This window comes from Ancylobacter sp. 3268, from assembly GCF_031456575.1.
GTDB lineage: Bacteria > Pseudomonadota > Alphaproteobacteria > Rhizobiales > Xanthobacteraceae > Ancylobacter.
This window is the reverse complement of sequence record NZ_JAVDUX010000015.1, coordinates 1-25,474: the sequence shown is the minus strand read 5'-3', so window position 1 is coordinate 25,474 and position 25,474 is coordinate 1. Positions and strand designations below refer to the sequence as shown.

The following is a 25,474-nucleotide window of genomic DNA, read 5'->3' as shown; positions in this document are numbered from 1 at the left end:
CCGGGGCGGACGTGCGGAATTCCCGGCGGACTCCGGCCCCTGAACCAGTCGGCCACGCCATATGGCCGACTGGACCGCAACGGGCGGCACGAGCCGCGGCTGCAATACATCAACGGGTTGGAAGATAGAGCTGCCCGCCCTCGCGATATTTCTCCGCCATCGCTGCCATGCCCTCCCTCTGCGCTTCCGCCCGAATGTCGTGGGAGATGCGCATCGAGCAGAATTTCGGCCCGCACATCGAGCAGAAATGCGCCACCTTGTGCGCCTCCTTCGGCAATGTCTCGTCGTGGAAGGCGCGCGCGGTCTCCGGGTCGAGCGACAGGTTGAACTGATCCTCCCAGCGGAACTCGAAACGCGCACGCGAGAGCGCGTCGTCACGGATCCGCGCGGCCGGATGCCCCTTGGCGAGATCGGCCGCGTGCGCGGCGATCTTGTAGGTGATCACCCCGGTCTTCACGTCGTCGCGGTCCGGCAGGCCGAGATGCTCTTTCGGCGTGACGTAGCAGAGCATGGCGGTGCCGAACCAGCCGATCATCGCCGCGCCGATGCCGGAGGTGATGTGGTCGTAGCCCGGCGCGATGTCGGTGGTCAGTGGCCCGAGCGTGTAAAACGGCGCCTCGCCGCAGACCGCCAGTTGTTTTTCCATGTTGGCCTTGATCTTGTGCATCGGCACATGGCCGGGGCCCTCGATCATCACCTGGCAGTCGTTGGCCCAGGCGACCTGGGTCAGCTCGCCCAAAGTCTCCAGCTCGGCGAACTGCGCCGCGTCATTGGCATCGGCGATCGAGCCGGGCCGCAGCCCGTCGCCCAGCGAGAACGACACGTCATAGGCGCGGCAGATCTCGCAGATCTCCTCGAAGTGCTCATAGAGGAAGCTCTCGCGGTGATGGGCGAGGCACCACTTCGCCATGATCGAGCCGCCGCGGGAGACGATGCCGGTCACGCGGCCGACGGTGAGCGGGATATAGGGCAGCCGCACCCCGGCATGGATGGTGAAATAGTCCACGCCCTGCTCGGCCTGCTCGATCAGCGTGTCGCGGAACACCTCCCAGGTGAGATCCTCGGCGATGCCGCCGACCTTCTCCAGCGCCTGGTAGAGCGGCACGGTGCCGATGGGCACTGGCGCATTGCGCAGGATCCAGTCGCGGATGTTGTGGATGTTGCGGCCCGTCGAAAGGTCCATCACCGTGTCGGCGCCCCAGCGGATCGCCCACACCATCTTCTCCACCTCCTCCGCCATAGACGAGGTGACGGCGGAATTGCCGATATTGGCGTTGATCTTGACCAGGAAGTTGCGTCCGATCGCCATCGGTTCGCTCTCGGGGTGGTTGACGTTGGCAGGAATGATCGCGCGCCCGCGCGCCACCTCGTCACGGACGAATTCGGGTGTGACGAAATCCGGCACCGCCGCGCCGAAGCTCTCGCCGTCGCGCTCGCATGCCGCACGCACTGCGTCACGGCCGAGATTTTCGCGGATGGCGACGAACTCCATTTCCGGGGTCACGATGCCGGCGCGGGCATAGGCGAGCTGCGTCACCGCCCGCCCGCCGGTTGCCTTCAGCGGCCGGTGCCGCACCGGAAAGGGCGGGGTGAGACGTTCGTCGCTGACGAACCCGTTATCCTCCGGCCGGACCGCCCGCCCCTCATAGGCGGCGACGTCGCCGCGCGCCTCGATCCAGCCGGCGCGCAGGCGCGGCAGCCCCCCGTCGATGGCGATCCGCGCGGCGGGATCGGTATAGGGACCGGAGGCGTCGTAGACCGTCACCGGCGGCTCGCCGGCGCTGGGATGCAGGGCGATCTCGCGCATCGGCACCCGCAGGGACGGATGCAGCGTGCCCGGCTTGAACACCTTCGTCGAGGCCGGCAGCGGGCCGGTGGTGACGAGAGGCGACGCGATGGTCAAGGTCTTGGTGTTGTTGAAGATCGTCATGGGTCGAGGCTCCTCGCAGCGTGCATGGAGACCCAGATCTGACGGGAATGATGATGGAGGACCCCCTTCGTTGAGAAAGGGAAACCGGCCGCGCTCGCCGCGACGCATCCGCACCGTCCCTACGCCAGTATGAACTGGATCAGGTTCAACGGGTCACTGCGCCGCAACAGCCGCGAGGGCCGCACCCAGCAGTATCTCAGCCCCTTGTCGGGACCCCCCTGGTGAATGTCCGGGAGGGTGCCCCCTTCGTTTCCGCCTGTCAATCGAGCGCGAGAGGCGGTCGGCGGCGCCTGTCACCGAGACGATGGCGCTCGCCTTCGGCATGCCGATGGTCTTTGCCGGCCGGCGGAATGACGAGCGGACCGCCTGCGGCAGGATCACCGTCGACAAGGTTGGCACCGGCTGGAGGCCGGGGACGCGCGCGGCTTCGCGCTGCCGCCGGCCTACCGGCACCTTGGTGCGGCGGCGGTCGGCGGCATGGGGCGGGCGACTGTCCTCGAGACCTCGACCGAGCCGGGCGCCGGTCACAAAAGCTTGCGTCGCCGTTCTCCATCTTGCCGGCAAGGCGAACGGCGACCAACGTGCTGCACGCCTTCCTCTACGTCCGGACCGCCATGGACCCGCTCTCCGACCTCCTTTCCCTGCTCGAGCCCCATGCCTATGTCTCTTCCGGCTTCGCGGCCGGCGGCGACTGGGGCGTGGAGTTCGGCGACCAGAGCACGCTCATCAAGTGCTACGCCGTCGTGTCCGGGGGCTGCTGGCTCGCCGTCGATGGGGTGAGCGAGCCGGTGCGTCTGGAGGCGGGCGAGTGCTTCGTGTTGCCGAGGGGGCGGCCGTTCCGAATGGGCAGCGACCTCGGCCTTCCCGCCATTCCCTCCGGCCAGATCTTCCCGCCCGCCCGGCACGGTGGGGTGGTGACGCTCAATGGCGGCGACGGGTTCGCGCTCGTCGGCAGCCGCTTTGGCGTCCGCGGCAACCATGCCGACATGCTTTTGGGACTGCTGCCGCCGATCGTCCATATCGCCGGGCAGGCGGGACAGGCGGCGTTGCGTTGGGCGGTCGAGGAGATGATGAAGGAACTGCGCGAGCGGCAAGCCGGCAACGAGCTCATCCTCCAGCATCTCGCCCAGATGATGCTGGTGCAGGCGCTGCGGATACATCTGGAAGCCGGTGCCGGCGTCGGTTGGCTGTTCGCGCTGGCCGACAGGCAGCTGGGTGCGGCGATCCGCGCGATCCATGCCGCGCCCGCTCATGGCTGGACCTTGAAGGAACTTGCCGACCGGGCCGGCATGTCGCGATCGACCTTCGCGCTTCGCTTCCGCGAGAGCGTGGGCGAGCCGCCCATGCAGTATGTGGCGCGCTGGCGGATGCTGCTGGCCAGCCACCGGCTGGAGAACGGCAGCGACCCGGTCGGGGTGATCGCGCTGGCGGTGGGTTATGAATCGGAAAGCGCGTTCAGTACCGCCTTCAAGCGGTTCATGGGGTGCTCGCCCCGTCATTACGGGCGGACGGCACCGGCCGGCGCCCGGCTGGCGGAGTAGTTCCGTCCGGCGGGTGCACGGCCGAGCGCGACCAGCGTGGGAACATCCTCTGTTCGCCTTCCGCGATCGTCGCGAGGATGGCCGCCGCGGCAGTTCGGCGCTCTTCGCGCCGTGAAACAGCCCCGCCGGCCGGCCCGCCCCCGAATGAACGAGGCTGCGCTCGCCGGCGCCGCCGCGAAGAGCTCAGCCGGCGAGCGCAGCCTTCACCCGGTCGGGAAGGAACGGGTAGTGACGCAGCCGCACGCCGCCGGTGAGCCGGGCCACGGCGTTGGCGATGGCCGGCCCGATCGGCGGGAGGCCGACCTCGCCGATGCCCGCCGGCTTGTTCTCCGGGGTGGGCGTCACCGTGACATGGATGCGCGGCATCTCCGACATGCGCAGGACGCGGTAGGTATCGAAGTTGGCTTCCTGGACTTCGCCGGCCACGATGTTGATCTGCTCGTAAAGCGCGTGGCTGGCGCCGAAGACGATCGCGCCGGCGATCTGTGCCTCGATGTTGCGCGGCTGGATGGCGACGCCGGGATCGACCACGCACCACACCTCGTGCAGCCGGATTTCGCCGCTCTCCCTGTTCAGGGACACTTCGACCACCTCGGCGCAATGGGCGCCGAAGGCATCGGTATAGGCGAGGCCCAGTGCTCGCCCCTCGCGCGGTCGCGGCCACTCGGCCAGCGCGGCCACCGTCTCGATCACCTTCTGCGCCCGGGGCTGGCCGCTCAGCAGTTGCAGCCGGAACGCCACCGGATCGACGCCGCTGGCGGCCGCCACTTCGTCGAGGGTGCATTCGACGCCGAAATTGTTCTGGCCGTAGCCGACGCCGCGCCAGAAGCCGACATCGCGCCCATTGTCCTGGCGGATGAACTCCACCAGATGGGCGGGAACGCGGTAGTTGAAGATCGTGCCGTCGGTGACAACGGTATCGAGCCCGCCCTCGCTCTCGAACATCTGCGGCAAGGTGCGGGCGAAGATGGAATCGGCCACCACGCGATGACGCCAGCCGACCACGGCGCCGGACGCGTCGAGGCCCACCTCGACATGTTGAGCGGCGAGGGGACGATACTTGCCGTGCCGGACATCGTCCTCGCGGCTCCAGACCATCTTGACCGGGCGCCCCTCGACCTCCCTGGCGAGCAGCACCGCGTCGGTGATGAAATCGTCCTCGGCACGCCGGCCGAACCCGCCGCCGAGGAGCGTGGTATGCACCGTCACCTTCTCCGGTGTGGTGCCGGCGGCGATGGCTGCGAAGCGCTGCGTCGCCGTCGGTCCTTGCGTCGGCGCCCACAGTTCGACCGTATCGCCGGACACGCGCGCCGTGGCGTTCATCGGCTCCATGGTGGCATGATGGACATGGTCGGTGAGATAGTCCGCGACGATCACGCGGGCGGCACCGGCAATGGCGGCAGGCGCATCGCCTTCCGCGCGCGCCGTCACGCCGGTTCGGGAAAGGTCACGGCCGATGTCGTGGTAGATCGCGGCAAGGGCGGCACTGTCATAGCGGCGGACCCGCGACGTGGTGCTCCAGGTGACGACGAGCGCTTCCTTCGCCCGGCGCACCGCATCGGTGCTCTCGCCGATGATGCCGACGCCATAGGGCAGGGCCACGATCCGGGAGACACCCTTCACCGTCCGCGCCGCGCTGTCGTCGATCCGCTCCGGCCGCTCGCCCGGCACGGGCGGGCGCAGCACGGCGCCGTGAAGCAGGTCGGGCAGGTCGACGTCGATACCGAACCGCGCCGAGCCGTCGACCTTGGAGGGCACGTCGACCCGGTCCACCTCGTGGCGGCCAATATAACGCCATGCCGCGGCCGGCTTGAGGTCGGCCTCGCTCGCCCGCGGCAGCGGATCGGGCAGCATTCCCGACGCCGCGATCTGTCCATAGGAGAGAGAGCGCCCGCTGCCGGCATGCACAACCCGGCCGGGTTCCGTCGCAAGTTCGCCCACGGTCACGCCGAGCTGCGTGGCGGCCGCGGCCAGAAGAACCTTGCGGGTCTGGGCGCCGGCGAGGCGCAGCAACTGGTAATAGCCGCGCACCGTCTCGCTGCCGCCGGTCAGCTGGATGCCGTAAAAGCCGGGATTGCCGTAGGTTTTGGCATCGGAGGGCGCCTGGACGATCCGCACCTTCTCCCAGTCGGCGTCCATGTCCTCGGCGATGAGCAGGGGCAGGGCGGTCTTCACGCCCTGGCCCATCTCGACGGCGGGAGAGATGAGGTTGACCGTGCCATCGGCTTCGATCGTCACCCAGACATTGGGCGTGAGACCACCGGCGGCGCCGGAAGCAGCCGCGGCTCGCGCGACAGAGGCCACGCCGCCGAAGGCGACGGCGACGCCGGCTCCGCCCAGCGTGAGGAGAAAACTGCGCCGGGACAACGCGGTGGTACGGGGCTGAAGATGTGCCGACACGGTTCAGCCCTCCTGCACGGCGCGCTCGATGGCGCCGAGGATGCGGTCATAGGTGCCGCAGCGGCACAGATTGCCGTCCATATGCGCCACGATGTCCTCGCGGCTGGGGCGCGGGTTGCTCGCCAGCAGTCCGGCCGCCTGCATGATCTGCCCGGACTGGCAGTAACCGCATTGGGGCACTTGCTCGGCGATCCAGGCTTTCTGCAGGGGATGGCTGGAATCGGCGGAAAGTCCCTCGATCGTCGTCACCTGCCGGCCATCGACATCCTGCACCGGGGTTTGGCAGGAGCGCGCGGGCTCGCCATCGACATGAACCGTGCAGGCGCCGCACAGGGCGACGCCGCAGCCATACTTTGTTCCCGTCAGCTTCAGCTCGTCGCGGATGACCCACAGAAGCGGCGTGTCGGGTTCGGCGGCACTCTCGACCGCACGCCCATTTATGGTGAATGTCGCCATGAAGTCATCCTCTTAAGTTCATAGACCGTGAGGCGAACTCTGTTCAAGGGGATATGATTTTTTATTGATGAATTCGATATATATCCCGCTAGAATTTGTGCACGAACGGAATTATATTTTCGTATTAGGAAAATATTACATTCCGTTATTTTGAGAGTTTACATTTCTGGCGGCGACTGACCTATGCTTGGCCGTCTGAATTTTCTTCGAGATCGTACGGGTCCGGTACCGGGAAAGTTTTCGGATAGGCGATAGGTCGTCAGTGCCGGCAAAACGCGACCTCCCGGCGGCGCGCGCGAAGCCGCCGCGCGATCCAGATCAGGACGCCTTCCGTCGCCAGCACCACGCCGAGCACGGCCAAGGCCAGCACCGTCGCGTTGGCGGTGTCGATGGCGTGCGCGGCGGCAAATCCGGCGCTGATGAAAACGCCGTTCCAGACCAGGATTCCGGCCGCCGAGGCCGCCAGAAAGCCTTGCGGGCGGCTGCGCAGAAGGGCGGCGAAGGCCGGCGCGAACAGCCGGACGGTCGGCAGGATCTGGAGCGAGAAGGCCAGCACGGTCTGGTTTCGGCGGAAGGCATCGATCCAGCCCGCGCTGCGTTCCGGCGCCATGCCGAAGAGCCGGCCGGCACCGAGGACGAGCCGCCGGGAGCGTGCCTCGCCGAGCGCCCGGAAGGCAAAGAAGCAGGCCGCACAGCCGAGCAGGCTGCCGGCGCTCATGGCCAGATAGGCGCTGGACAGCGACCACTCACCCTCGCCCGCAGCGATGCCGACGGCCAGCAACAGGCCATAGGAGGGCATCACCGGGATGAAGCGCTCGGTGAGGGCGACGGCGAAAAGACCGGCTATGCCAAAGGCGCTGATCCACGCCATGGCTATGCCTACGGGATCGAAATCCATCTGCGGCCTCGTTCTTTCCAATGTTGTATCGGGGGCTACCAAAGGAGCCGTTGCAGGGCGCCGCCGCAGCGCCTTGGCTGGTCGTGAAAGGGGCGCCGCTGCCAGGCGCGCGCGGCGACCTCAGCGGACCGGCGAAACGGGGCGGGGTTTCCTGACCCAAGCTCGATGCGGCATCGCGACGGCGCGCGATCGTGCCCTGCGCCGGAAAGGGTGGGCTGCGGTTCAGCGGCGCGCGAAGGCTTCCGCGATGCGCCGGTTGGCGACCAGCATGGCAAGGGCGGTGGCGATGCTTGCCACCGGCACCATCAGCAGGCCGAAGGCGAGGCCGTTGGAGATCTGCGCCGCGCTGGCGGCATCGCTGACCAGACCGACGATCAGCGGACCCAGCGCCGGGCCCATCAGGCCGGAACCCACCATCACGATGCTGGTGGCCTGCGCCTCCCTGCCCTTGCCGGCGACGAGATGGGCGGCGCCGAACGCCCAGGGCAGCATGAAGGCGAAGGACAGCATGCCCGGCACCAGCAGCGCGACGGCCATCCAGCCCTGCGGCACGAAGAGCGCGACGGTGGTGGTCGCGCTGGCGACGAGGAACAGATAGGCGGGCGGACCGAGCACGCGGCCGGTGCCGGACTGGACCGCGCGGTCGAACATGCGCCCGCCGATCACCGCCCCGAAAATGCCCATCAGTCCCTGCAGCAGCCCGAAGGCCAGTCCCGCCTCGCCGGCGGTGAAGCCGTGGATGCGGATGAGGAACGGCCCGGCAAAGGCATAGAAGGGCGCCGAAGCGAAGCCGACCGCAATGGCGCCGACGAACAACCAGCGGAAGGCGGGACCGGCCAGCAGCCGCACGCAGGAGCGCAGGAACGAGTCGCCGGCAGCCGTCGCCTGCCGCAACGGCGGCGTCGGGCCGATGACGAGGAGAACCAGCAGGGCGATCACCCCGCCGATGGCTCCCGCGCCGACCAGCACGACGCGCCAGCCCAGCTGGTCGGCAATGGCGCCGCCGGCGGCAAACCCCACCATGGCGCCCAGCGGCAGGCCCATGGCGAACAGTCCGATCGCCAGCCCGCGCCGCTCGGGCCTTATCTTGCGGGCGATGATGGCATGGCCGGCCGGAAAGGCGCCGGCCTCGCCCGAGGCCACGCCGAAGCGGGTGAGGGCGAGAACGAGGAAGCTCGCGGCGACGCCGCCCAGCGCCGTCATCGCGCTCCAGGCGAGGATGCAGAGCACGAGGACAAGGCGCGGCGAGCTGCGATCGGCCGCCCGGCCCAGCGGCAGGGACAGCAGGGTGTAGCAGATCGCGAAGGGGACGCCGGTGAGCAGGCCGACCTGGGTATCACTTAGGGAAAGCTCGGTCTTGATCGCTTCCGCCATAATGAAGGGCAGGATGCGATCCGCCTGCGAAATCGCGCTTACGAGGAAAAGTGTCAAAAGTATAGCATAGACGCGCCACCCACTCACGTATTCGCTACCGGATCCGGCCGCCGGATAGGAGATATCCTTTATTCCATCTATTGATCTCATGGCCGTTTCCGTCATTCTGGGCGGGCTCCTCAGCTTATGGTCGCACCAATAGGCTAGAAGGAGTGGCGAATGATCAGAATGCCTGAACTCTCAATAAACTTGCCTATTCCTGCAGGCTCAGCTCCGGTGGAGCGAGGCGGGGGCGGCAGGTGGCGAAACGAACCGGAGGTATGTGTGCCGTCATCGCTTTTTGAGGCCGTTACCGAATATATCGAGAGCAAGGGCGGCGGACAGGGCCTGTTTCCGACTTCCATGCCGGGGATCAACATCATCCGATCCTTCCAGGAGGTGATGCCCCACCGCAAGATCTATCAGCCCTCGCTCTGCATCGTGCTGCAGGGCGCCAAGCAGATCCTCTTCGGCGGCGAGACGCTCAATTACGGCGTCATGGAGTGCCTGGTCGTGAGCATCGCGCTGCCGGGGACGGGCCGGATCGTCAAGGCGAGCGAGGCCGAGCCTTTCGTGGGACTCACCGTCGATCTCGATGTCGCGGTCATCCGCGACATTGTCGAGCGGATGGAGGAGCGTCCCGCCGCCCCCGCCAGCAGCAACCCCTGCGCCTTCGTGGCGCAGATCGACGAACCGCTCGCCGAGTGCATCCAGCGCCTGGTGCGGCTGGCCGACAACCCGAAGGCCGTCCCCATCCTCTACCCCTCGGTCATGCATGACATCTGCTACTGGCTCCTGAGCGGGCCGCATGGCGCCGAGATCTGCAAGCTGTCGCTGCCCGCGTCGAACACCGAACGGGTTGCCAAGGCGATCTATCTGCTGCGCGACAACATCGCCCAGCCGATGCGGATCGAGCAACTCGCCGACGCGGTGAATATGAGCCTCTCCTCCTTCCATCAGCACTTCAAGGCGCTCACCTCGATGACGCCGCTGCAATACCAGAAGCAGTTGCGCCTGCTTGAGGCGCGGCGGCTGATGGTGGCGAACGCCGCCAGCGTGGCCGCCGCTTCCTACAAGGTTGGGTATGAGAGCGCCTCGCAGTTCAGCCGCGAATATTCTCGCATGTTCGGCGTGGCTCCCAAACGGGACGTGCTGAACCAGCATCGCCTGTATCGGTCCCTGACGGGACGCGACATGCCGACAAGTCCGGTTTCTCCGCTGGGTTCGCCCGCCTGACGCCGCGCCTGCCTCGCGCCAGCGCGCCCCGCCATCAGCTCCGAAAGGCCGATGGCGGGGTTTTTCTTTGGCCGGGCCGACGCAGCGGCCGCACGTCCCGTGCGCGATTCGGCGTCAGCAGAACGGCTGCCGCGATTCTCCAGAGCGATCGGAGGATCGGGCAGATTTTTGCGGGTTCGGACATTCGTCCCTTCCCTAGGCCCACGCGCAAGCGCGTCGCTTCGTCGTCGTCGCGAAGAGCGTCGTCCGGGCGGGCTCTGTTCCGCGCGGCGCGCCTTCCGCGCTGGCGACCACCTCCTTCGGCGTGATCACGACGACCTTCACCCTTCGCGTCTGGGGCCGAGCCTTCTCGGCCCCCTTGCCTGAGCGCGACTGCCGCGCCGATCGCCATCTGCCGAGCCTCTCCCGGCAGGTTGGAGGAATAGGCAGAATTTATGCGGGTTCCGGCATGGAAGTTCGCGGCGCCGCGGGCACTCTGGCGCGGAAGCGAGATCACTCCGATGCCGCCTCTCGCCCGGCCTTTCGAGAACAGCAAGGAACGACGATGACACGATGGACCACCCGGGACATTCCCGCCCAGCATGGCCGCTTGGCCCTTGTCACCGGCACGGGCGGGCTCGGCTATGAGGACGCGCTGGCGCTGGCCCGCGCCGGCGCAAGCGTGGTGATCGCCGGACGCAACCCCGCCAAGGGAACGGCCGCCGTGACCGCCATCCAGCAGGCCGTTCCCGGGGCGCGGATACGGTTCGGCGTGGTCGACCTGGCCAGCCTCGCCTCGGTTGCGGAGTTTGCCGCAAGGCTGGCGGGAGAGCAGGAAAGCCTCGACCTGCTGATCAACAATGCCGGCGTCATGACCCCGCCGCAGCGGCGCGAAACCCGCGACGGCTTCGAACTCCAGTTCGGCACCAACTATCTCAGCCACTTCGCGCTGACCGCGCGGCTGCTGCCCCTGCTCCGGAAGGGGCGCGAGCCGCGCGTCGTGACGTTGGGCAGCATCGCGGCGCGGCAGGGTTCGATCAACTTCGACGACCTTCAGGCGGAGCGCAACTACCAGGCTTTCCCCGTCTATGCCCAGTCGAAGCTGGCCTGCATCATGTTCGCGTTCGAGTTGAGCCGACGTAGCAAGGTCGCGGGATGGGGCGTGCAGAGCCTGGCGGCGCATCCCGGCCTCTCCCGCACCGATCTCCTGTTCAACACCCCCGGCGGCCCCACGCGCACCGTCTACTTCCTGCGCCGTGTCCTTCGATTGCTGTTCCAGCCCGCGGCGCAGGGAGCGCTACCCACGCTCTTTGCCGCGACCGACCCGACCGCTCGGGACGGTGCGCATTACGGGCCTGACCGACTGCGGGGAACGCGCGGCTATCCCACCGAAGAGGCGCCTCCCAAGCAGGCACTGGATGCCGCCGTGGCCGGCCGGCTGTGGGAGATTTCCGAAACTCTGGCCGGAGTAAGGTTCGGCTAGAGGCACGCCGGCCGCGCGGCCGTGCCGCACGCTGTGAATCGGCACGGAAGAGGCCCCGTTCTAGGGGCTACCCGTTCGACTGGAGCCGCGAGAGCGGTTGCCGGAAGCGCGATCGTGTTGCGGGCGTCAAGCGGCTGCAGCCTGAGGAGAAGCGTGTCCTGTGTCGCTTCAATCGAGATTGCCCGGCGGAACGCTTGTTTCGAACTCGGTGTCTATCGTGCGGAGCACGCGGCGATGCTCATCGCGGATCAAGGAGGTCCGCGCTCTCCCCGCCGATGGCTCCGGCTGACCCCAAGCGGCGTCTTTCCTGCAGATTTTGTCGGCATGGGAACATCGCCGAGGGCGAGACGTTCGCTCTTTCAGGGGGGCGATCATTGAGGAATCTCTCATGCCCAGCATTCGCGAAGCCCGCATTCTGATCATCTCCGCCAATGGCTTCGAGCAGTCGGAACTCCTGGTGCCGCGCGATTCGCTTCGCGCAGCCGGTGCGATCGTCGAAGTGGCCAGCCCGGATGGACAACCCATTCGCGGCTGGAAGGAGAAGGATTGGGGCGACACCATCCCCGTCGACCTGCCGCTGGAAGCGGTGCAACCCGGCACTTATGATGCGCTGGTGATCCCCGGCGGCCAGATCAATCCTGACCTCCTGCGGGTCGATCCGGTTGCGATGAAGATCGTCCGGAGCTTTGTCGACAGCGGGAGGGTGGTGGCCGCCATCTGCCATGGCCCCTGGTTGCTGGTCGAGGCCGATGCGGTGCGTGGCCGCTCGGTGACCTCCTTCAAGTCCATTCGCACGGACGTGACGAATGCGGGAGGACATTGGGTCGATCAGGAAGTGGTCGCCGACCAGGGCATCGTCACCAGCCGTTCACCGGCCGACCTCCAGGCTTTCGTCGCCAAGATCATCGAAGAGATTGGCGAGGGGCGGCACGAACGTCGAAAAGTTGCCTGAGGTTCGATCAATGGGTGAAACGCCCCAGGCTGAGGAGGGTGTCAAGCGGAGGGCGTTTCCCTCGCTCGATGCGCTCAATGCCGCGCTCGCGGCCGAGCAGGCGCCGACGGAGGGGGTTGGGCGGCTGGTGCCGGGCGAAGGTCCGGTTCCGGCGGCGCTCGCCTTCGTTGGCGAGCAGCCCGGTGACGAGGAAGATCGGCAGGGGCGCCCCTTCGTCGGCCCGGCAGGGCGGCTTCTGAACCAGGCGCTGGAGGAAACCGGTCTCGACCGCTCCCGCGCCTATGTCACCAACGCCGTGAAACGGTTTCACTTTTCGATGCGCGGCAAGCGCCGCCTACACAGCAAGCCGACGGCAGGCGAAATTTCCCATGACCGTTGGTGGCTCGAAAAGGAACTCGCCTTCGTGCGGCCACGACTGGTCGTGGCATTGGGCGCCACGGCGGGACAGGCGCTGGCGGGGCGACAGGTGAGCGTGACACGTGAACGAGGTCCGCACCCCTTCGGACCTTGGCCGGGTTTCCTGACCGTACATCCGTCCTACCTTCTGCGAATCCCGGAAGGGGCTGGGCGGGAGGCGGCCTATCGCGCTTTTCTCGCCGACCTTTCCGCGATCCGCCGGATGACGGCCTCTTGACGCCCATGGCGCCCCTTCCAGACCGATCAGCGCGCGCCGAGCACCATTTCTCGCACCCAGCCAAGCAGCAGGCTCGAATAGGCCTCGGAAAACTCCTTTTCCGAGAGCCCATGGTCGGCGCCCTCGATCACGCGATAGGTGAGAGACCGCGCCTGGCGGAAGGCGGCGAGATAATTCGCGATCGTGGTGTGCGGCACCAAGTCGTCGTGCTCGGATTCGATGGTGAGCACGTCTCCCTGAAAACGGGAGCAGGCGGCGAGCGCCCGGTTGTCGTCGGGGCCGACGGTCGAGTTCCGATACGCCGTGAGATCGAGACGATCGAGCTGCCCCTTTGCCAGCGCCCAATGTTCGTCGCGATAGAGCGCCGGCACGCGCAACGACAGCCAACGTACCGGCCGGAACGAGGTGAGGATGGTCGCGAGATAGGCGCCGTAACTTGCGCCGATCACCGCCATGGCCGAGGAGTCCACCATGGGATGGCCGGCAAGCGCATCATAGGCGGCCACCAGATCGTGGAGATTCTGGCGCGGGGTGACGTTCATCCGCATCGCCTCGGTGGCCGCGTGGCCGCGGAGGTCGAAGGTCAGGCATACGCAGCCGAGTTCGGCGATGACCTTGGCGCGTTTGAGGTCCCCCTGCTGGCTGCCGCTCCATCCATGGACGAAAAGGATGCCGGGCACGCCGGTGCGCGGAACGGCAAAGGTGCCATCGATGTGCCCTTCGCCGACGGCGATGCAGATCTTTTCACGGTGCATGGATAGACGTCTCGATGCCGGCATATTTGGTCAGAGAACCAACCTCAGGATCCTCGCCCTGAAAATAGATGAAGCCATCGGCCAACGGTTCGGCGGTGCGTCCATAACGCTCCACGCAGAAGCTCTTCACCAGCGCCCGTGAGGGATCGGCGGCAAAGGCCTCGAAGGCGGCGATCTCGGCACCGGAAGCGCCTCCAATCCGCCAGGACTGCTCCAACACGCCGATGCGGGAAGCTCCGCGGGCATCGCGACCCGCGATGACGTCGTAGTTGCGCCGCGAGGCGATCAGCCCGGGGAAATGCCGGATGGCCGCCTCATCATATGTCTGGGCGCACATCACCGCCCGCCGGGTGAGATCATCGGGATTCAACTCGAACAGCTTGTCGAACCCGCCTCGCACCACGGTCAGCCGGGATCCGCCATAGGCGGAAGCCCCCGAATTGTCCGTCGTGGCAGTCTGCTGGCCGAAATAGGACAGTACCGTCTCGCCGATCCGGACCCGGCCGACACTGAACACGACGGCCTCGGACAGGTCCTGCTCCAGCACGGCGCCATGGACAGACAATTGCTGCGGATCGAGTTGGCCCAGCGCATGCTCGAGAGAACGGAGATCGCCGATGACGCTCTGTTCGCGGCCGCCATCCGTCCAGGCGGGCTTGAGGCGACACGGGCCCGCTTTCAGCAATGTTCGCCCCGCATGCAACGCGCTTCCCGGGTCGAAGACGGAAAACCCGTCAAGCACGGCATTGCCGACGGCGATGCCGAAGAGCGGAACCCATCCTTTCGGGCGAAGGGCATCCTCATTGATCAATGAATGCGAAATCGCCTTTCCCGCTTGCACCGGATAGGGGACGAGGCCGCCGAACAGATCGCGCTCGCTCTCGACGCCGATCTGTCCGGCAGGATACGCGCCGATAAGGGTCGCGACAGGAACGGCAAATCCGCGGACGCCTCGGTCGACGACATCGGCCAGACTCACCAGCCGCGTGCCGCGTAGCGTCGCGATCCGCCTTGCCAGTTCATGAACGGCTATTTCGCGATGACCGGAAGGCACCGCTCCCTCGGGGATGAAAACGACCGGCGCACTACCGGGGAGCGCCTCCTGCGCCGGCGATGGCCTGTTGGATGCCGGTGCCTTGTCCATCGGTTCCCTCGTTTGAACGCCCGGTGCGCCCGACACCCGATCAGTATCGGCCTCGGCGCTCCCCCCACGAATGTCTCCGCGCATCGGCACGTCATTGAGAGTGTCGGTCGTCGTCAGATAGACCATCCATCTCATATGCCCGCCGCTGCTGAACCGAAGGGCAACGGTTCGGAAGGGAGTGGGTTCCGATGGAGCGCCGAGATCGGGGACGTCGGGTGCTTCGTCTGGGGGCGACCGGGCAAAAAGCCATCGATCCAGTCACCGCCGCTTGTCTGCGCGAGCGGGCTCGATCGCTGGTTCGGTCCGTTGGGGCTGCGCATTCGCAGCCGCGGGAAACGCGAGGTTCCCATCGGCGCGGAGAGCCAATCATCGGCGCCGCAGTTCTGGCCGCACTGACCCATTTTTTCAGGCTGCAGGAGGGGACGCGGTGCCCCTTTGGGCCTCACCTGAGACCGGCGATGCGACGAGCCGCGTTCTGGATGTGATCGATGAAGGCGCGGACGGCTGGATTGCCCCGCCGGCTCTCCGGCCAGAGCGCCGTGATGCCGTGCCGCTCTATGGCGTAGTCGGCGAGGACCGGCACGAGTTCTCCCCGCGCCACATAGGCCTCGGCGATGAAGGCCGCGATGATGCCGATGCCGCCGCCGGCTACCGTGGTCGCGATCACCGCCTCGCTCGCGTCGACGATTACCCCGGAGGACGGGACGATCTCGATCTCGCGGTCACCGACGCGGAACGGCCAGCGGAACAGCCGACCTGTGCTCTGGACGCGCAGATTGACCGTGTCGTGCGCCTCGATCTCGTCGGGATGCGACGGCGTTCCCCGCGCGGCCAGATAGGACGGAGCCGCAAAGGCGCAGAGCCGCAAGGGTGCGAGACGGCGGGACAGAAGCCGGGAATCGGCCAGCTCGCCGAGACGAACCGCGACGTCGATGCCTTGCTCGACGATGTCGACGTAATGGTCATCCAGGCGGATGTCGACGATGACCTTCGGATGGCGCGTGCGGAACGCGGGCAGGGAGGGGGCGATGAGATGCAGGCCGATCGGCAGCGACGTGGCGATCCGCAGGGTTCCGGAAGGCTCGGCGCGAACGGCGGTGGCGATCTGCTCGATCGCTTCCGCGTCGCGCAGCAGTTTGACCGCATGCTCATGCAGTTCGCGACCTTCGGCAGTCAGCGTCAGCGACCGGGTCGTGCGCGTGAAGAGCGACAGACCGAGCCGCTGTTCGAGGCGCTGCACGCTTTTGCTGACGGCCGACGGCGACACCCCGAGCGAGCGGGCGGCGGCGGTATAGCTGCCGAGCGACCCGGCTCGTGCGAATGCAAAGAGACCCGTCAGGCGTTCGACTGCGACCTGTTCCTTCATGGCATGATTGAAGCGACTTCAAGCCTGATTTTCAATACCTGTTCCTCTGTCCATGTTCTGACGCGACTGACGCATTTGATGGAGGTTGCGATGGATAACGTGATGAAGGCGGTGCGGCTCCATGCCTTCGGCGGCCCGGAAGTTTTGGCATACGAGGATGCGCTCAAGCCGGTGATCGGGGCTGGCGAGGTTCTGGTTCGGGTCCATGCCGTCGGCGTCAATCCGCCCGACTGGTATCTGCGCGAGGGCTACAAGATGCTGCCGCCCGACTGGCAGCCGAAGATGGTCTTCCCCATCATTCCGGGAACCGACATTTCCGGTGTCGTCGAGGCGGTCGCCGATGACGTGACCGGGTTCGCCGTCGGCGACGAGGTCTACGCGATGGTCCGTTTTCCGAACGGCCTGAACGGGGAGAGCCGAGCCTATGCGCAATATGTCGCGGTGCCCGCGTCCGAGCTGGCCCTGAAACCCGCCGGCATCGACCACATCCATGCCGCGGCCGCACCGATGTCGCTGCTGACGGCCTGGCAGTTCATCATCGAGCAGGGACACGAGGTTCGAAACCCGCTCCAGCCGCACCCGCATGTCCCGGTGCCGCTGGACGGCAAGACGGTGTTGATCAACGGCGCGGGCGGTGGCGTCGGCCATCTTCTGGTGCAACTGGCGAAGTGGCGCGGCGCCCAGGTGATCGCCGTCGCCTCGGGCAAGCACGCGGCCCTGCTGCGCGCTCTCGGTGCCGACGCGTTCTACGACTATCGCCAGACGAAGGTGGAGGAGGTGCTTCGGGACCTCGATCTCGTCGTCGACGCCGTAGGAGGACCGCAGAGCCGCCGCTTCCTGCAAACGCTCAAACCCGGCGGTTCATTGTTCCCCATCTTTGGGCTCGGCTATGACGATGGCGGCGAGGCCGCACGACGCGGCATCAGCGTCTCGACGACGCAGGTCAACTCGAACGGAGCCCAGCTCGCGCAGATCGCGCCGCTGCTGGACGAGGGCACCATTAGGGTCGTGATTGACAGCACCTTCCCGCTCGGCGAGGCCCGCCGGGCCCACGAGCATGCGGCCAAGGGCAACCTGCAGGGCAAGATCGTCCTGACCGTCGCCTGAGGAGAGCGTGCATGGTTACGCCTGCCAAACTGGAGCAAGGCTCGCGCGAATGGTTCGAGATGGTCGGGACGGTTGTCTGCCGGGCCCTGAACCGGGCCGCACCGCGCGACGTCGTCGACTGGACGCTGGTCGAACGCTATGCCGACGGCAGGCCGATGCCGGACGGGTTAATTCAAGGCATCCGGTTCGACATCCGGGATGGGCGTGCCACCTTCCGCGTCGGCGCTGGGCCGGACGAGCGAGGTGACGCAACCATAGAGGTGACCGTCGCAGCCGCGCGGGCACTGAACCTTCTGCACAGCGATGATCCACGGTTCGACTCCGCACGGGAAGATGCCGTCGAAACCGGCGCGATGAGGGTGGAAGGCGACCTGTCGCCAATCGCGACCGCCCTGGTCGAGACGCATGATTACATCGTCGATCGGACGGCCTAGCCGGGGCGATCGGCGCTGACCTTATAAACGCATGCCCACCTCGTGCGGGAGCGGCCATGACGCTGTAGCGCCAGCAGCGATTATAGCGAAAGTGTCAGCGATGCTTTCCCGCGTTGTCATAGCGTAGCGTGGCCGCCTCGACCTTGTCGCCATTGGCCGCTGCCCATGAGCACAGCGCTTCGAAAGGTTCCCGCAGGGAATGGCCGAGTGGAGTGATCGCATATTCCACACCGATCGGCTGCGTCGGGAGCACGGTTCTCGTCACAAGGCCGTTCCGCTCCAGCCTCTTCAAAGCGTCGGCCAGCGCCTTGTGCGTGATCCCGTCGAGACGCCGCTTAATCTCGTTGAAGCGCGAGGGTTTGGGACAGATCACCGTCAGTATCAGGATCGTCCACTTGTCGGCGATCTTGTCGAGCACCGGACGAACCCGCGCCATCTCGCCGAGGGCGCAACGGGAAAGTGCTTCCAGGTCGGTATACTCGTCCATATCTAGGCTACTTCAGGTACGTAATTGATATCAGATATCCGCCGTATATCATCACGGGACCATCTATGGAAAGGATCTACGATGGCTCGAATGAGTAACAAGGTCGCCCTGGTGGTCGGCGGCGCCAAGGGCATAGGCCTGGCAATTGCAGAACGGCTTTCCGCCGAAGGGGCGAAGGTCTTCATTACCAGTCGTAGACGTGAAGATGCCGAGAAGGCTGCCAAGAGTATCGGCGGTGACGCGGTCGGCATTGCTGCCGATGCCAGTGTCCCCGAAGATATGGTGGAGGCTGTCGAAAAAGTGCGGGAAGCATCCGGCCATATTGACGCGCTGGTATTGAATGCAGGGCTCTCCGAGCCTGCGCAAATCGCCGAAATAACGCCGGACCACTTCGACCGCCACTTCGGCGTCAACGTCCGCGGAATGGTTTTCGGTCTGCAGGCGGCTCTGCCCGCGATGATAGGAGGTGGGTCGGTCGTCCTCGTCGGATCCATCGCCGATAACGCGGGCTACTCTTCGTACGGAACCTATGCCGCCACCAAGGCAGCGGTGCGCTCTTATGCCCGGACCTGGACGGCAGAACTCGCGCCCAAAGGTATACGCGTCAACGTCGTTGCACCTGGTCCAACGGATACGGAAATGATGGCTGCAGTACCGGAAGACATGCGTGCGGCGCTTGTCGCTCCGATCCCGATGGGACGAATGGCGCGGCCTTCGGAAGTCGCTGCCGCCGCTTTGTTCTTGTTGAGCGATGACGCGAGCTACATTGCCGGTGCCGAATTGTGCGTCGATGGCGGCCTGCGGCAGATTTGAGGTTACGTCGAAACGGTGTACCCGACCTGAGCAGGTCGGGTACAGCAAAACGCCCACGATGGCGGACGGCTTTGAGTTGAAGCCGTTCAAGATCAAAAAGTCACTCGTCACCGAGTGCGATCATGTTGGCGCCTCCGTTCTTGATGAGCCCGTCCACTGTCGCGAAACTTCGGCTTGAGAGCCGCGCTTATGCCGCCTTAGCGTTCGCACTCGCCCGGCTCTGGTTCCCTGCGAAACCTGATCAGCCTGGATGAACCGCGCCAGCATCGCGTCCTCAACAGAGGAAGGGCCTCAGGCGTCGGAAGCCTTACGGATGCTGATCGAGCGGATCGTGCTGACGCCCGGCCAGGAGCGGGGCGAGATGTTCGCGGCGCTGCACGGCGAACTGCGCACCATCCTCGAATGGACCGAGCGCCAGGCAATCGGAAGGACCGCCAGAAAAAACAAAACCCGCAGCCGAGGCTGCGGGTTTGTCAGTATCATTATCATTGGTTGCGGGGGCAGGATTTGAACCTGCGGCCTTCAGGTTATGAGCCTGACGAGCTACCGGGCTGCTCCACCCCGCGTCAGTGGCCGGTGCGGCTGTTGCCGTCGGCGATGGCGGGTATCTAGCAATGCCGACCCGCAATTGAAAGGGGGGAGGCGAAAATTTGTCGTCCAACTGTCGCCTTTTCGGTGGATCGATCGCATAATAGTTTGAAGGAAATAGGAAATTTCCATGCGCGTCCATCTGGACAAAGATGCCGTGCCGCCGAAGGGGCGTGCAGCCGCCCCGGCTTCCGGCCTGCTTGGCACCGCGCTGACGGCGGCCGTCGCCGCGGCCGTCACCGCGCTGGAGCGTGAGGATCCCGCCGAGTTGGTGCATGATTTGCGCAAGGCGTTCAAGCAGTTGCGGGGCTTGCTGCGGCTGGTGCGCGGCGGCGGTCGCCGGGATGCCCGCGCCCTGCGCAAGGAGATCGGCGCGGCGGCGCGCACCCTGTCCCACGCCCGCGACAGGGTGGTGATGCGCGAGACGCTCGACAGGCTGGTCGAGAAAGGGCGGCTGAGCCCGGCGGCCCGCGAGGCTGCCGGCGCGGTGTGGGCTGACGGTGGCGGGGAGGCGGCGGAGGAAATCCCGCCGGCGGTCCTTGCCGGCATGGGTGCTCTCGTCGCGCGATGCGGCCGCGCCGTCGCGGCGATGGACGGGGCTTCACCCAATCAAAAGGTGATCGCCGCCCTTGCCGCCGACTATAAGCGGGCCCGCCGGCGCGGCCGATCGATCGACATCTCCGACGACGTCGCGTTGCACGAACTGCGCAAGGCGGTGATCGCCCACCGCTACCAGATGGAGGTGCTGGCGCCCTGCTGGCTGGCTCTCGGCGCGGTCTGGGTGAAGGAACTGCAGCATCTGCGCGACAAGCTCGGCCATCATCACGATCTTGCGGTGCTGGTCGAGGCGGTGGGGGCACAGGGCGAGGCTGAGACCGGCTGGCGGGCCGAGGTGGTGGCGGGCGCGCGGGCGCAGCAGAAGAAGCTGGTCCGGCGCGCCATGCGCCTGCAGGCCTGCCTGTTCGCCGAACGGCCGAAGCCTTTCGCCCGCCGCATGCGTGCCTATGCGAGGGCGTCTCACGCCGCTGGCTGAAGCGGGAGCCGCGGCATGGGGCGATAGAGAGGATCGTATTGATCTTCTCCAATCGAGAGCGCTTTTCTATCGATGAGCTGCCCGACCCTCGGGCGCCGCAGGGAGCGCCGCCAATGTTCGTCCGGCAGATGCACTATCTGGTGGCGCTGGCGCGCGAGAAGCATTTCGCCCGCGCCGCCGAGGCCTGCAACGTCTCGCAGCCGACGCTGTCGGCCGGGCTGCGCAAGCTTGAGGAAGAGCTCGGGCTGCCGCTGGTCGTGCGCGGCCATCGCTTTCTGGGCTTTACCGCCGAGGGCGAACGGGTGCTGGGCTGGGCCCGGCAGATCGTCGCCGACTATGACAGCCTGCGCCAGGAGAAGGCGGACGCGGTCGGCCGGCTTTCCGGCACCCTGCGGGTGGGGGCGATCCCCTCCGTCACCGCGGCGGCGCCGACGCTGCTGGCGCCGTTCCGTCCCCGGCATCCCGGGGTGAAGGTGCAGATGTTCTCGCTGAGTTCGGCGCAAATCCAGCGCGGGCTCGACGAATTGGAACTCGATGCAGGGATCACCTATCTCGAGAATGAGCCGCTGAGCCGGGTGCGGCGGCTGGACCTCTATGCCGAGCGCTATGTCTACGTCACCCGGGCTACCGAGAAGATCGCCCGGCGGCGTTCGATCAGCTGGGCGCAGGCGGCGACGGAGCCGCTATGCCTGCTCACCCCCGACATGCAGAACCGCCGCATCATCGACCAGGTGCTGGCCGAACTCGGCCTTGCGTCGCAGCCGGAGATCGAGACCAACTCCTTCATGGGCATCTGGGCCTTTGTCCGGCGTGGGCCGTGGAGCAGCATCGTGCCGTCGGCCAGCTTCGCCGGGCTGGGCGAGGGGGGCGGTCTTGTGGCGGTGCCGCTTGTCGAGCCCGAACACGTGCAGCCGGTCGGCCTCGTCGTCTCCGATCGCGACCCCCTATCACCGGTGGCGGCAGCGCTGCTCAAGCTCGCCCGCTCCGGCGGCATCGGAAAAATTGATTAGAAAATTTCGTATAAACGCTGTCGATTGATTGGCGACATCTATCAATTGTTCGCCCCTTTCGATTTGAAGCGCTGCCGCCGGCCGCGCAATCTGACGGGGTCGACGACGAAGCGGGGCAACGAGTTCCCGGCCCGCGTCGACGCGGAGGAGACCCGAAGGCTCCACCCTGCCGCGCTTGGATGCCGGAACAGGGCGGACGGTTCGGATCAGGACAGGCACCGAATTTTCGGCCGGCTGCGCATGCGGCGGGAACGCCTCCGCTCACCCCAACGGTCCGCGGGGACCAACAGGAGGAGATACCGACATGGCCAAGGTTCTGTGCGTTCTGTACGACGATCCGATCGACGGCTACCCCAAGACCTATGCGCGCGACGACCTGCCGAAGATCGACCATTATCCCGGCGGCCAGACCCTGCCGACGCCGAAGGCGATCGACTTCGTCCCGGGTACCATGCTCGGCTCGGTCTCCGGTGAGCTCGGCCTGCGCAAATATCTCGAGTCGAGCGGCCATACGCTGGTCGTGACCTCCGACAAGGATGGCCCGGACTCGGTGTTCGAGAAGGAGCTCGTCGACGCCGATATCGTGATCTCCCAGCCGTTCTGGCCGGCCTACCTCACCCCCGAGCGCATCGCCAAGGCGAAGAATCTCAAGCTGGCGCTCACTGCCGGCATCGGTTCCGACCATGTCGACCTGCAATCGGCCATCGACCGCAACATCACGGTGGCCGAGGTCACTTACTGCAACTCGATCAGCGTCGCCGAGCATGTGGTGATGATGATCCTCGGGCTGGTGCGCAACTATCTCCCGGCGCATGACTGGGCGCGCAAAGGCGGCTGGAACATTGCCGACTGCGTGAAGCACTCCTACGATCTCGAAGCCATGAGCGTCGGCACCGTCGCCGCCGGCCGCATCGGCCTCGCGGTGCTGCGCCGCCTCGCGCCCTTCGACGTGAAGCTGCACTACACCGACCGTCACCGCCTGCCGGAATCGGTGGAGAAGGAGCTCAATCTCACCTGGCACGACTCGCCGACCGACATGTACCCGCATTGCGACGTGGTGACGCTGAACTGCCCGCTGCATCCCGAGACCGAGCACATGGTCAATGACGAGACGCTGAAGCTGTTCAAGCGCGGCGCCTATATCGTCAACACCGCCCGCGGCAAGCTGTGCGACCGCGACGCGATCGCCCGCGCGCTGGAGAACGGCCAGCTCGCCGGCTATGCCGGCGACGTGTGGTTCCCGCAGCCGGCGCCGGCCGACCACCCCTGGCGCACCATGGCGTGGAACGGCATGACGCCGCACATGTCCGGCACCTCGCTCACCGCCCAGACCCGCTATGCGGCCGGCACGCGCGAGATCCTGGAATGCTTCTTCGAGGGGCGTCCGATCCGCGATGAATATCTGATCGTGCAGGGCGGCAACCTTGCCGGCGTCGGCGCGCATTCCTACTCCAAAGGCAATGCCACCGGCGGTTCGGAAGAAGCCGCGAAGTTCAAGAAGGCGAGCTGATCGCCTTTCGCTATCGGCATGCGAGCGCCAGCTGCGCGGCGGTCGCGTGCCGCTCCCCGAAGGGCTGCGCTTCGGCGGCCCTTTCCCACACCGTGCGTACTCGGAGAACTTGCGCGCCCGCTGATCGGAGGGGGGCGCGTTTTTCGTTCAGGCTGGCCAGAGCGTTTTCGAGCGAAGTGGATTCCACTTCGCGGGAAGAAAACGCGTTAGAACAATATGCTGGAGCATTTCCGGCGAACCAGTATTCACCGGAAATGCTCTAGGCGAGGTCGGCGAGGAACCAGTCGACACCGAGCTGCACCATGGGCGGCTGCGAGGCATGCGGTCCGTCATGCTCGACATAGGTGAGATCGTAGCCCGCCGCCCGCAGCTTCGCCGCGTGCGAGCGGCCGGCGGTGCGGATCGGGGTCTGGGTGTCGTTCTGGCCGTGGGCGATGAACACTTTTGGCTCGCCCTCCTGCGCCAGCACCGTCATGAAGCCGGCGGAGAAGGCAAGGATGTGACTGACCAGATGGCCGTTCGACAGGCCGGTGGACAGCGAGTAGCTGCCGCCGTCCGAATGGCCGGCAAAGGCGAAATGCGCCGGGTCGAGGGTGAAGCGCGACGCCACTTCGGCAAAGCCGACGTCCAGTCTTTCGCGGTCGGGACCATTGCCGGCGATGACGATGTCCCAGGTGGGGAACAGCGACTGCGGCACCAGCAGCAGAAAGCCGCGCGCCTCCGCATGGTGACGCATGATCGGCAGGATCTTCTCGGCGCTGCCACCGCCGCCGTGAAACAGCGACATGAACGGCGTCGGCCGCGCCGCATCGATGCCTTCCGGCACGATCAGCACATAATCGCGCTCATCGAACAGGCGCAGATCATGCCGGCCGGGCGGCAGCGGCGGCTTGGTCGGGGCGGTGTGCTGGAGCTGGAGGCGGCCGAGGAGAGAAAGATCGAGCATGGCGCGCACCATAATGCGGTGCCCGGCGCAGGCAAAGCGGCAGGGCGCCGCGGCGACGCCCCTGCCGCCTATACCGACCGTAGCGCACCTCTTGCGGCCCTCGGCCGCGACCGTCGCCCGCGCGGGCCATGTCCGGCCTGCAGGGCAGGCATGGCCCGGTGGGTCTTTGCTTCGTCGCAGGCGGGGGGTATGTCCCACCCCATCGGACCGGCGCACGCCGAATCGTCCGGCGGCTTGCGTTCCGATGCCGGCCCGCATCCGCGTTGTTCTCGCCATTGGTCTGCAATGCCGTTCCGCGACAAGCTGCTCGCCCTCACCGTCGTCTGCCTGTGGGCGTTCAACATGATCGTCATCAAGCTCGGAGTGGCGGAACTTCCGCCGCTGCTGACGACGGCGCTGCGCTTCACCCTGGTCTCGCTGTTGCTGGTGCCGTTCACCCGCATCACCCGCCGGCAGTTGCCCGGGGTGTTGCTGGTGTCCTTCACCTTCGGCACCATCCATTTCGGCCTGCTGTTCACCGCGCTGGAACATGCCGAGGCCGGCACCAGCGCGGTGGTGCTGCAACTCGGTGCTCCGATCGCGACGGTGCTGGCCTGCGTGCTGCTGCGCGAGCCGCTGGGGCTGGCCCGCTCCGCCGGCCTCGCGATTTCGATCGCCGGCATATTGGTGCTGGCGATTGGCCCGACCCTGCCGCCGGCCTATGCGCTGGCGCTCCTGTTGATCAGCGCCACCGGCTGGGCAGTGACCAATCTCATCGTCAAGCAGGTGGAAGGCATTCGCCCGATGGCGATGATGGGATGGTCGTCGCTGTTCTCAGTGCCGCAATTGCTTCTGGCATCGTGGGTGCTGGAGGCCGACCACTGGGGCATGGTCGCGACCGCCGGCTGGAACGGCTGGTTCTCGGTGGTCTACAGCGCCGTCGGCTCGTCGATCATCGGCTATGGCATCTGGTACTGGCTGCTGCAGCGGCATTCGATAAATGCCGTGGTGCCCTATTCGATGCTCAACCCGCTGCTCACCGTGCTGTTCGGCATCGTGCTGATCGGGGACGATCCCTCGCCGGTGAAGATGATCGGCGCGCTGATCATGGTGGTCGGCGTCGCCCTCATCCTGCGCAAGCCGGCGCCGACGCTGCCCGACGCCGCCGAATAGGCTGTCCGGCCGGGAGACCCGGCCGGACGATCGCGGTCTCCGCGTTACTTCGCCTTCAGGAACTCGCCGACTTCGAGCAGGATCAACTCGTTGTCGTCGGCCTTCTTCGGGTCGTAGCCTGCCCCTATTGAGTGGTCCGGTTTGACTCTAATGCATAGTGGGCCTTTCGGCCTGGCTTGATTGGCAGGGCTTCAGGGACAGGATGGC

23 protein-coding genes, 1 tRNA gene and 1 riboswitch are annotated in these 25,474 nt (G+C 66.4%); of the genes, 13 read left to right on the top strand and 11 right to left on the bottom strand.

The window, feature by feature from the left end:
• Positions 1-109 precede the first annotated feature (109 nt).
• On the bottom strand, positions 110-1,930 hold the full coding sequence (thiC, locus tag J2X65_RS19905) for a phosphomethylpyrimidine synthase ThiC (RefSeq protein ID WP_310204683.1): 1,821 nt from the start codon (positions 1,928-1,930) through the stop codon (positions 110-112).
• 98 nt (positions 1,931-2,028) lie between these two features.
• A riboswitch (TPP riboswitch) is annotated at positions 2,029-2,160 on the bottom strand.
• Between the two features lie 384 nt (positions 2,161-2,544).
• Here thiC and J2X65_RS19900 point away from each other — a divergent pair.
• Positions 2,545-3,471: an AraC family transcriptional regulator gene (locus J2X65_RS19900; protein ID WP_310204958.1), complete on the top strand. Its 927-nt coding sequence runs from the start codon at positions 2,545-2,547 to the stop codon at positions 3,469-3,471.
• Positions 3,472-3,654: 183 nt separating this feature from the next.
• Here the strand turns inward: J2X65_RS19900 and J2X65_RS19895 are convergent, their stop codons facing one another.
• The 4 genes from J2X65_RS19895 to J2X65_RS19880 all read right to left on the bottom strand — a co-directional run bounded on the left by J2X65_RS19895 (position 3,655) and on the right by J2X65_RS19880 (position 8,764).
• The gene (locus J2X65_RS19895; protein WP_310204682.1) at positions 3,655-5,871 is read right to left on the bottom strand and encodes a molybdopterin cofactor-binding domain-containing protein; all 2,217 of its coding nucleotides are present in this window, start codon (positions 5,869-5,871) and stop codon (positions 3,655-3,657) included.
• Positions 5,872-5,874: 3 nt separating this feature from the next.
• Entirely contained in the window at positions 5,875-6,327 is a 453-nt protein-coding gene (locus J2X65_RS19890; protein WP_310204681.1) for a 2Fe-2S iron-sulfur cluster-binding protein, read from the bottom strand.
• 259 nt (positions 6,328-6,586) lie between these two features.
• Complete coding sequence (locus J2X65_RS19885) at positions 6,587-7,225, bottom strand: VTT domain-containing protein (protein ID WP_310204680.1); 639 nt, start codon at positions 7,223-7,225, stop codon at positions 6,587-6,589.
• Positions 7,226-7,447: 222 nt separating this feature from the next.
• Positions 7,448-8,764, bottom strand: coding sequence for an MFS transporter (locus J2X65_RS19880; protein ID WP_310204678.1), 1,317 nt, complete (start codon positions 8,762-8,764; stop codon positions 7,448-7,450).
• 159 nt (positions 8,765-8,923) lie between these two features.
• On the opposite strand from J2X65_RS19880, the gene J2X65_RS19875 reads away from it, so the two are divergent.
• From J2X65_RS19875 to J2X65_RS19860, 4 genes are all read left to right on the top strand, one after another.
• A complete protein-coding gene (locus tag J2X65_RS19875; RefSeq protein WP_310204676.1) occupies positions 8,924-9,874 on the top strand; it encodes an AraC family transcriptional regulator in 951 nt (316 codons plus the stop codon).
• Between the two features lie 544 nt (positions 9,875-10,418).
• Positions 10,419-11,336 carry an SDR family oxidoreductase gene (locus J2X65_RS19870; protein WP_310204673.1) on the top strand — a complete coding sequence of 306 codons (918 nt, stop codon included), beginning with the start codon at positions 10,419-10,421 and terminating at the stop codon, positions 11,334-11,336.
• A 388-nt stretch (positions 11,337-11,724) separates the two neighbouring features.
• The gene (locus J2X65_RS19865; RefSeq protein WP_310204670.1) at positions 11,725-12,288 is read left to right on the top strand and encodes a type 1 glutamine amidotransferase domain-containing protein; all 564 of its coding nucleotides are present in this window, start codon (positions 11,725-11,727) and stop codon (positions 12,286-12,288) included.
• Positions 12,251-12,922 (top strand): UdgX family uracil-DNA binding protein, encoded by a 672-nt coding sequence (locus J2X65_RS19860; protein WP_404977763.1) that lies wholly within the window; start codon positions 12,251-12,253, stop codon positions 12,920-12,922. Before J2X65_RS19865 ends, J2X65_RS19860 begins: the two co-directional genes overlap by 38 nt.
• A gap of 26 nt (positions 12,923-12,948) precedes the next feature.
• Here the strand turns inward: J2X65_RS19860 and J2X65_RS19855 are convergent, their stop codons facing one another.
• The 3 genes from J2X65_RS19855 to J2X65_RS19845 form a co-directional block, all read right to left on the bottom strand.
• Entirely contained in the window at positions 12,949-13,677 is a 729-nt protein-coding gene (locus J2X65_RS19855; protein WP_310204667.1) for an alpha/beta fold hydrolase, read from the bottom strand.
• Positions 13,667-14,947: a DUF3182 family protein gene (locus J2X65_RS19850; RefSeq protein WP_310204664.1), complete on the bottom strand. Its 1,281-nt coding sequence runs from the start codon at positions 14,945-14,947 to the stop codon at positions 13,667-13,669. Before J2X65_RS19850 ends, J2X65_RS19855 begins: the two co-directional genes overlap by 11 nt.
• A 316-nt stretch (positions 14,948-15,263) precedes the next feature.
• On the bottom strand, positions 15,264-16,187 hold the full coding sequence (locus J2X65_RS19845; protein WP_310204661.1) for a LysR substrate-binding domain-containing protein: 924 nt from the start codon (positions 16,185-16,187) through the stop codon (positions 15,264-15,266).
• 90 nt (positions 16,188-16,277) lie between these two features.
• On the opposite strand from J2X65_RS19845, the gene J2X65_RS19840 reads away from it, so the two are divergent.
• Both J2X65_RS19840 and J2X65_RS19835 read left to right on the top strand, forming a co-directional pair.
• Positions 16,278-17,294: an NADP-dependent oxidoreductase gene (locus tag J2X65_RS19840; RefSeq protein WP_310204955.1), complete on the top strand. Its 1,017-nt coding sequence runs from the start codon at positions 16,278-16,280 to the stop codon at positions 17,292-17,294.
• An 11-nt stretch (positions 17,295-17,305) separates the two neighbouring features.
• Positions 17,306-17,728, top strand: coding sequence for a hypothetical protein (locus J2X65_RS19835; RefSeq protein ID WP_310204657.1), 423 nt, complete (start codon positions 17,306-17,308; stop codon positions 17,726-17,728).
• Positions 17,729-17,822: 94 nt separating this feature from the next.
• Here the strand turns inward: J2X65_RS19835 and J2X65_RS19830 are convergent, their stop codons facing one another.
• The gene (locus J2X65_RS19830; RefSeq protein WP_310204654.1) at positions 17,823-18,215 is read right to left on the bottom strand and encodes a helix-turn-helix domain-containing protein; all 393 of its coding nucleotides are present in this window, start codon (positions 18,213-18,215) and stop codon (positions 17,823-17,825) included.
• Between the two features lie 81 nt (positions 18,216-18,296).
• On the opposite strand from J2X65_RS19830, the gene J2X65_RS19825 reads away from it, so the two are divergent.
• Positions 18,297-19,028 carry an SDR family oxidoreductase gene (locus tag J2X65_RS19825; RefSeq protein ID WP_310204651.1) on the top strand — a complete coding sequence of 244 codons (732 nt, stop codon included), beginning with the start codon at positions 18,297-18,299 and terminating at the stop codon, positions 19,026-19,028.
• 250 nt (positions 19,029-19,278) lie between these two features.
• Positions 19,279-19,539 carry a hypothetical protein gene (locus J2X65_RS19820; protein WP_310204648.1) on the top strand — a complete coding sequence of 87 codons (261 nt, stop codon included), beginning with the start codon at positions 19,279-19,281 and terminating at the stop codon, positions 19,537-19,539.
• Here the strand turns inward: J2X65_RS19820 and J2X65_RS19815 are convergent.
• A tRNA-Met gene (locus tag J2X65_RS19815) sits at positions 19,518-19,594 on the bottom strand. The genes J2X65_RS19820 and J2X65_RS19815 overlap by 22 nt on opposite strands.
• Before the next feature lie 152 nt (positions 19,595-19,746).
• Here J2X65_RS19815 and J2X65_RS19810 point away from each other — a divergent pair.
• The 3 genes from J2X65_RS19810 (at position 19,747) to J2X65_RS19800 (ending at position 23,169) form a co-directional block, all read left to right on the top strand.
• Positions 19,747-20,649 (top strand): CHAD domain-containing protein, encoded by a 903-nt coding sequence (locus J2X65_RS19810; RefSeq protein ID WP_310204645.1) that lies wholly within the window; start codon positions 19,747-19,749, stop codon positions 20,647-20,649.
• A 113-nt stretch (positions 20,650-20,762) separates the two neighbouring features.
• Positions 20,763-21,659, top strand: a complete 897-nt coding sequence (locus J2X65_RS19805; protein WP_310204640.1) for a LysR family transcriptional regulator — start codon at positions 20,763-20,765, stop codon at positions 21,657-21,659.
• 304 nt (positions 21,660-21,963) lie between these two features.
• Positions 21,964-23,169 carry an NAD-dependent formate dehydrogenase gene (locus J2X65_RS19800; RefSeq protein ID WP_310204637.1) on the top strand — a complete coding sequence of 402 codons (1,206 nt, stop codon included), beginning with the start codon at positions 21,964-21,966 and terminating at the stop codon, positions 23,167-23,169.
• A gap of 259 nt (positions 23,170-23,428) precedes the next feature.
• Here the strand turns inward: J2X65_RS19800 and J2X65_RS19795 are convergent, their stop codons facing one another.
• Positions 23,429-24,115 (bottom strand): esterase, encoded by a 687-nt coding sequence (locus J2X65_RS19795; protein WP_310204634.1) that lies wholly within the window; start codon positions 24,113-24,115, stop codon positions 23,429-23,431.
• A gap of 285 nt (positions 24,116-24,400) precedes the next feature.
• On the opposite strand from J2X65_RS19795, the gene J2X65_RS19790 reads away from it, so the two are divergent.
• Positions 24,401-25,267 carry an EamA family transporter gene (locus J2X65_RS19790; protein ID WP_310204632.1) on the top strand — a complete coding sequence of 289 codons (867 nt, stop codon included), beginning with the start codon at positions 24,401-24,403 and terminating at the stop codon, positions 25,265-25,267.
• Positions 25,268-25,474 lie beyond the last annotated feature (207 nt).

Bases quoted from the DNA above. Each gene is read 5' to 3' on its own strand.
- J2X65_RS19810 (WP_310204645.1), top strand. From the start codon at position 19,747: ATGCGCGTCCATCTGGACAAAGATGCCGTGCCGCCGAAGGGGCGTGCA.
- J2X65_RS19865 (WP_310204670.1), top strand. From the start codon at position 11,725: ATGCCCAGCATTCGCGAAGCCCGCATTCTGATCATCTCCGCCAATGGC.
- J2X65_RS19870 (WP_310204673.1), top strand. From the start codon at position 10,419: ATGACACGATGGACCACCCGGGACATTCCCGCCCAGCATGGCCGCTTG.
- J2X65_RS19805 (WP_310204640.1), top strand. From the start codon at position 20,763: ATGTTCGTCCGGCAGATGCACTATCTGGTGGCGCTGGCGCGCGAGAAG.
- J2X65_RS19880 (WP_310204678.1), bottom strand. From the start codon at position 8,764: ATGACGGAAACGGCCATGAGATCAATAGATGGAATAAAGGATATCTCC.
- J2X65_RS19900 (WP_310204958.1), top strand. From the start codon at position 2,545: ATGGACCCGCTCTCCGACCTCCTTTCCCTGCTCGAGCCCCATGCCTAT.
- J2X65_RS19845 (WP_310204661.1), bottom strand. From the start codon at position 16,187: ATGAAGGAACAGGTCGCAGTCGAACGCCTGACGGGTCTCTTTGCATTC.
- J2X65_RS19795 (WP_310204634.1), bottom strand. From the start codon at position 24,115: ATGCTCGATCTTTCTCTCCTCGGCCGCCTCCAGCTCCAGCACACCGCC.
- J2X65_RS19800 (WP_310204637.1), top strand. From the start codon at position 21,964: ATGGCCAAGGTTCTGTGCGTTCTGTACGACGATCCGATCGACGGCTAC.
- J2X65_RS19890 (WP_310204681.1), bottom strand. From the start codon at position 6,327: ATGGCGACATTCACCATAAATGGGCGTGCGGTCGAGAGTGCCGCCGAA.
- J2X65_RS19830 (WP_310204654.1), bottom strand. From the start codon at position 18,215: ATGGACGAGTATACCGACCTGGAAGCACTTTCCCGTTGCGCCCTCGGC.
- thiC (WP_310204683.1), bottom strand. From the start codon at position 1,930: ATGACGATCTTCAACAACACCAAGACCTTGACCATCGCGTCGCCTCTC.
- J2X65_RS19855 (WP_310204667.1), bottom strand. From the start codon at position 13,677: ATGCACCGTGAAAAGATCTGCATCGCCGTCGGCGAAGGGCACATCGAT.
- J2X65_RS19825 (WP_310204651.1), top strand. From the start codon at position 18,297: ATGGCTCGAATGAGTAACAAGGTCGCCCTGGTGGTCGGCGGCGCCAAG.
- J2X65_RS19850 (WP_310204664.1), bottom strand. From the start codon at position 14,947: ATGGTCTATCTGACGACGACCGACACTCTCAATGACGTGCCGATGCGC.
- J2X65_RS19820 (WP_310204648.1), top strand. From the start codon at position 19,279: ATGAACCGCGCCAGCATCGCGTCCTCAACAGAGGAAGGGCCTCAGGCG.
- J2X65_RS19835 (WP_310204657.1), top strand. From the start codon at position 17,306: ATGGTTACGCCTGCCAAACTGGAGCAAGGCTCGCGCGAATGGTTCGAG.
- J2X65_RS19790 (WP_310204632.1), top strand. From the start codon at position 24,401: ATGCCGTTCCGCGACAAGCTGCTCGCCCTCACCGTCGTCTGCCTGTGG.
- J2X65_RS19840 (WP_310204955.1), top strand. From the start codon at position 16,278: ATGGATAACGTGATGAAGGCGGTGCGGCTCCATGCCTTCGGCGGCCCG.
- J2X65_RS19885 (WP_310204680.1), bottom strand. From the start codon at position 7,225: ATGGATTTCGATCCCGTAGGCATAGCCATGGCGTGGATCAGCGCCTTT.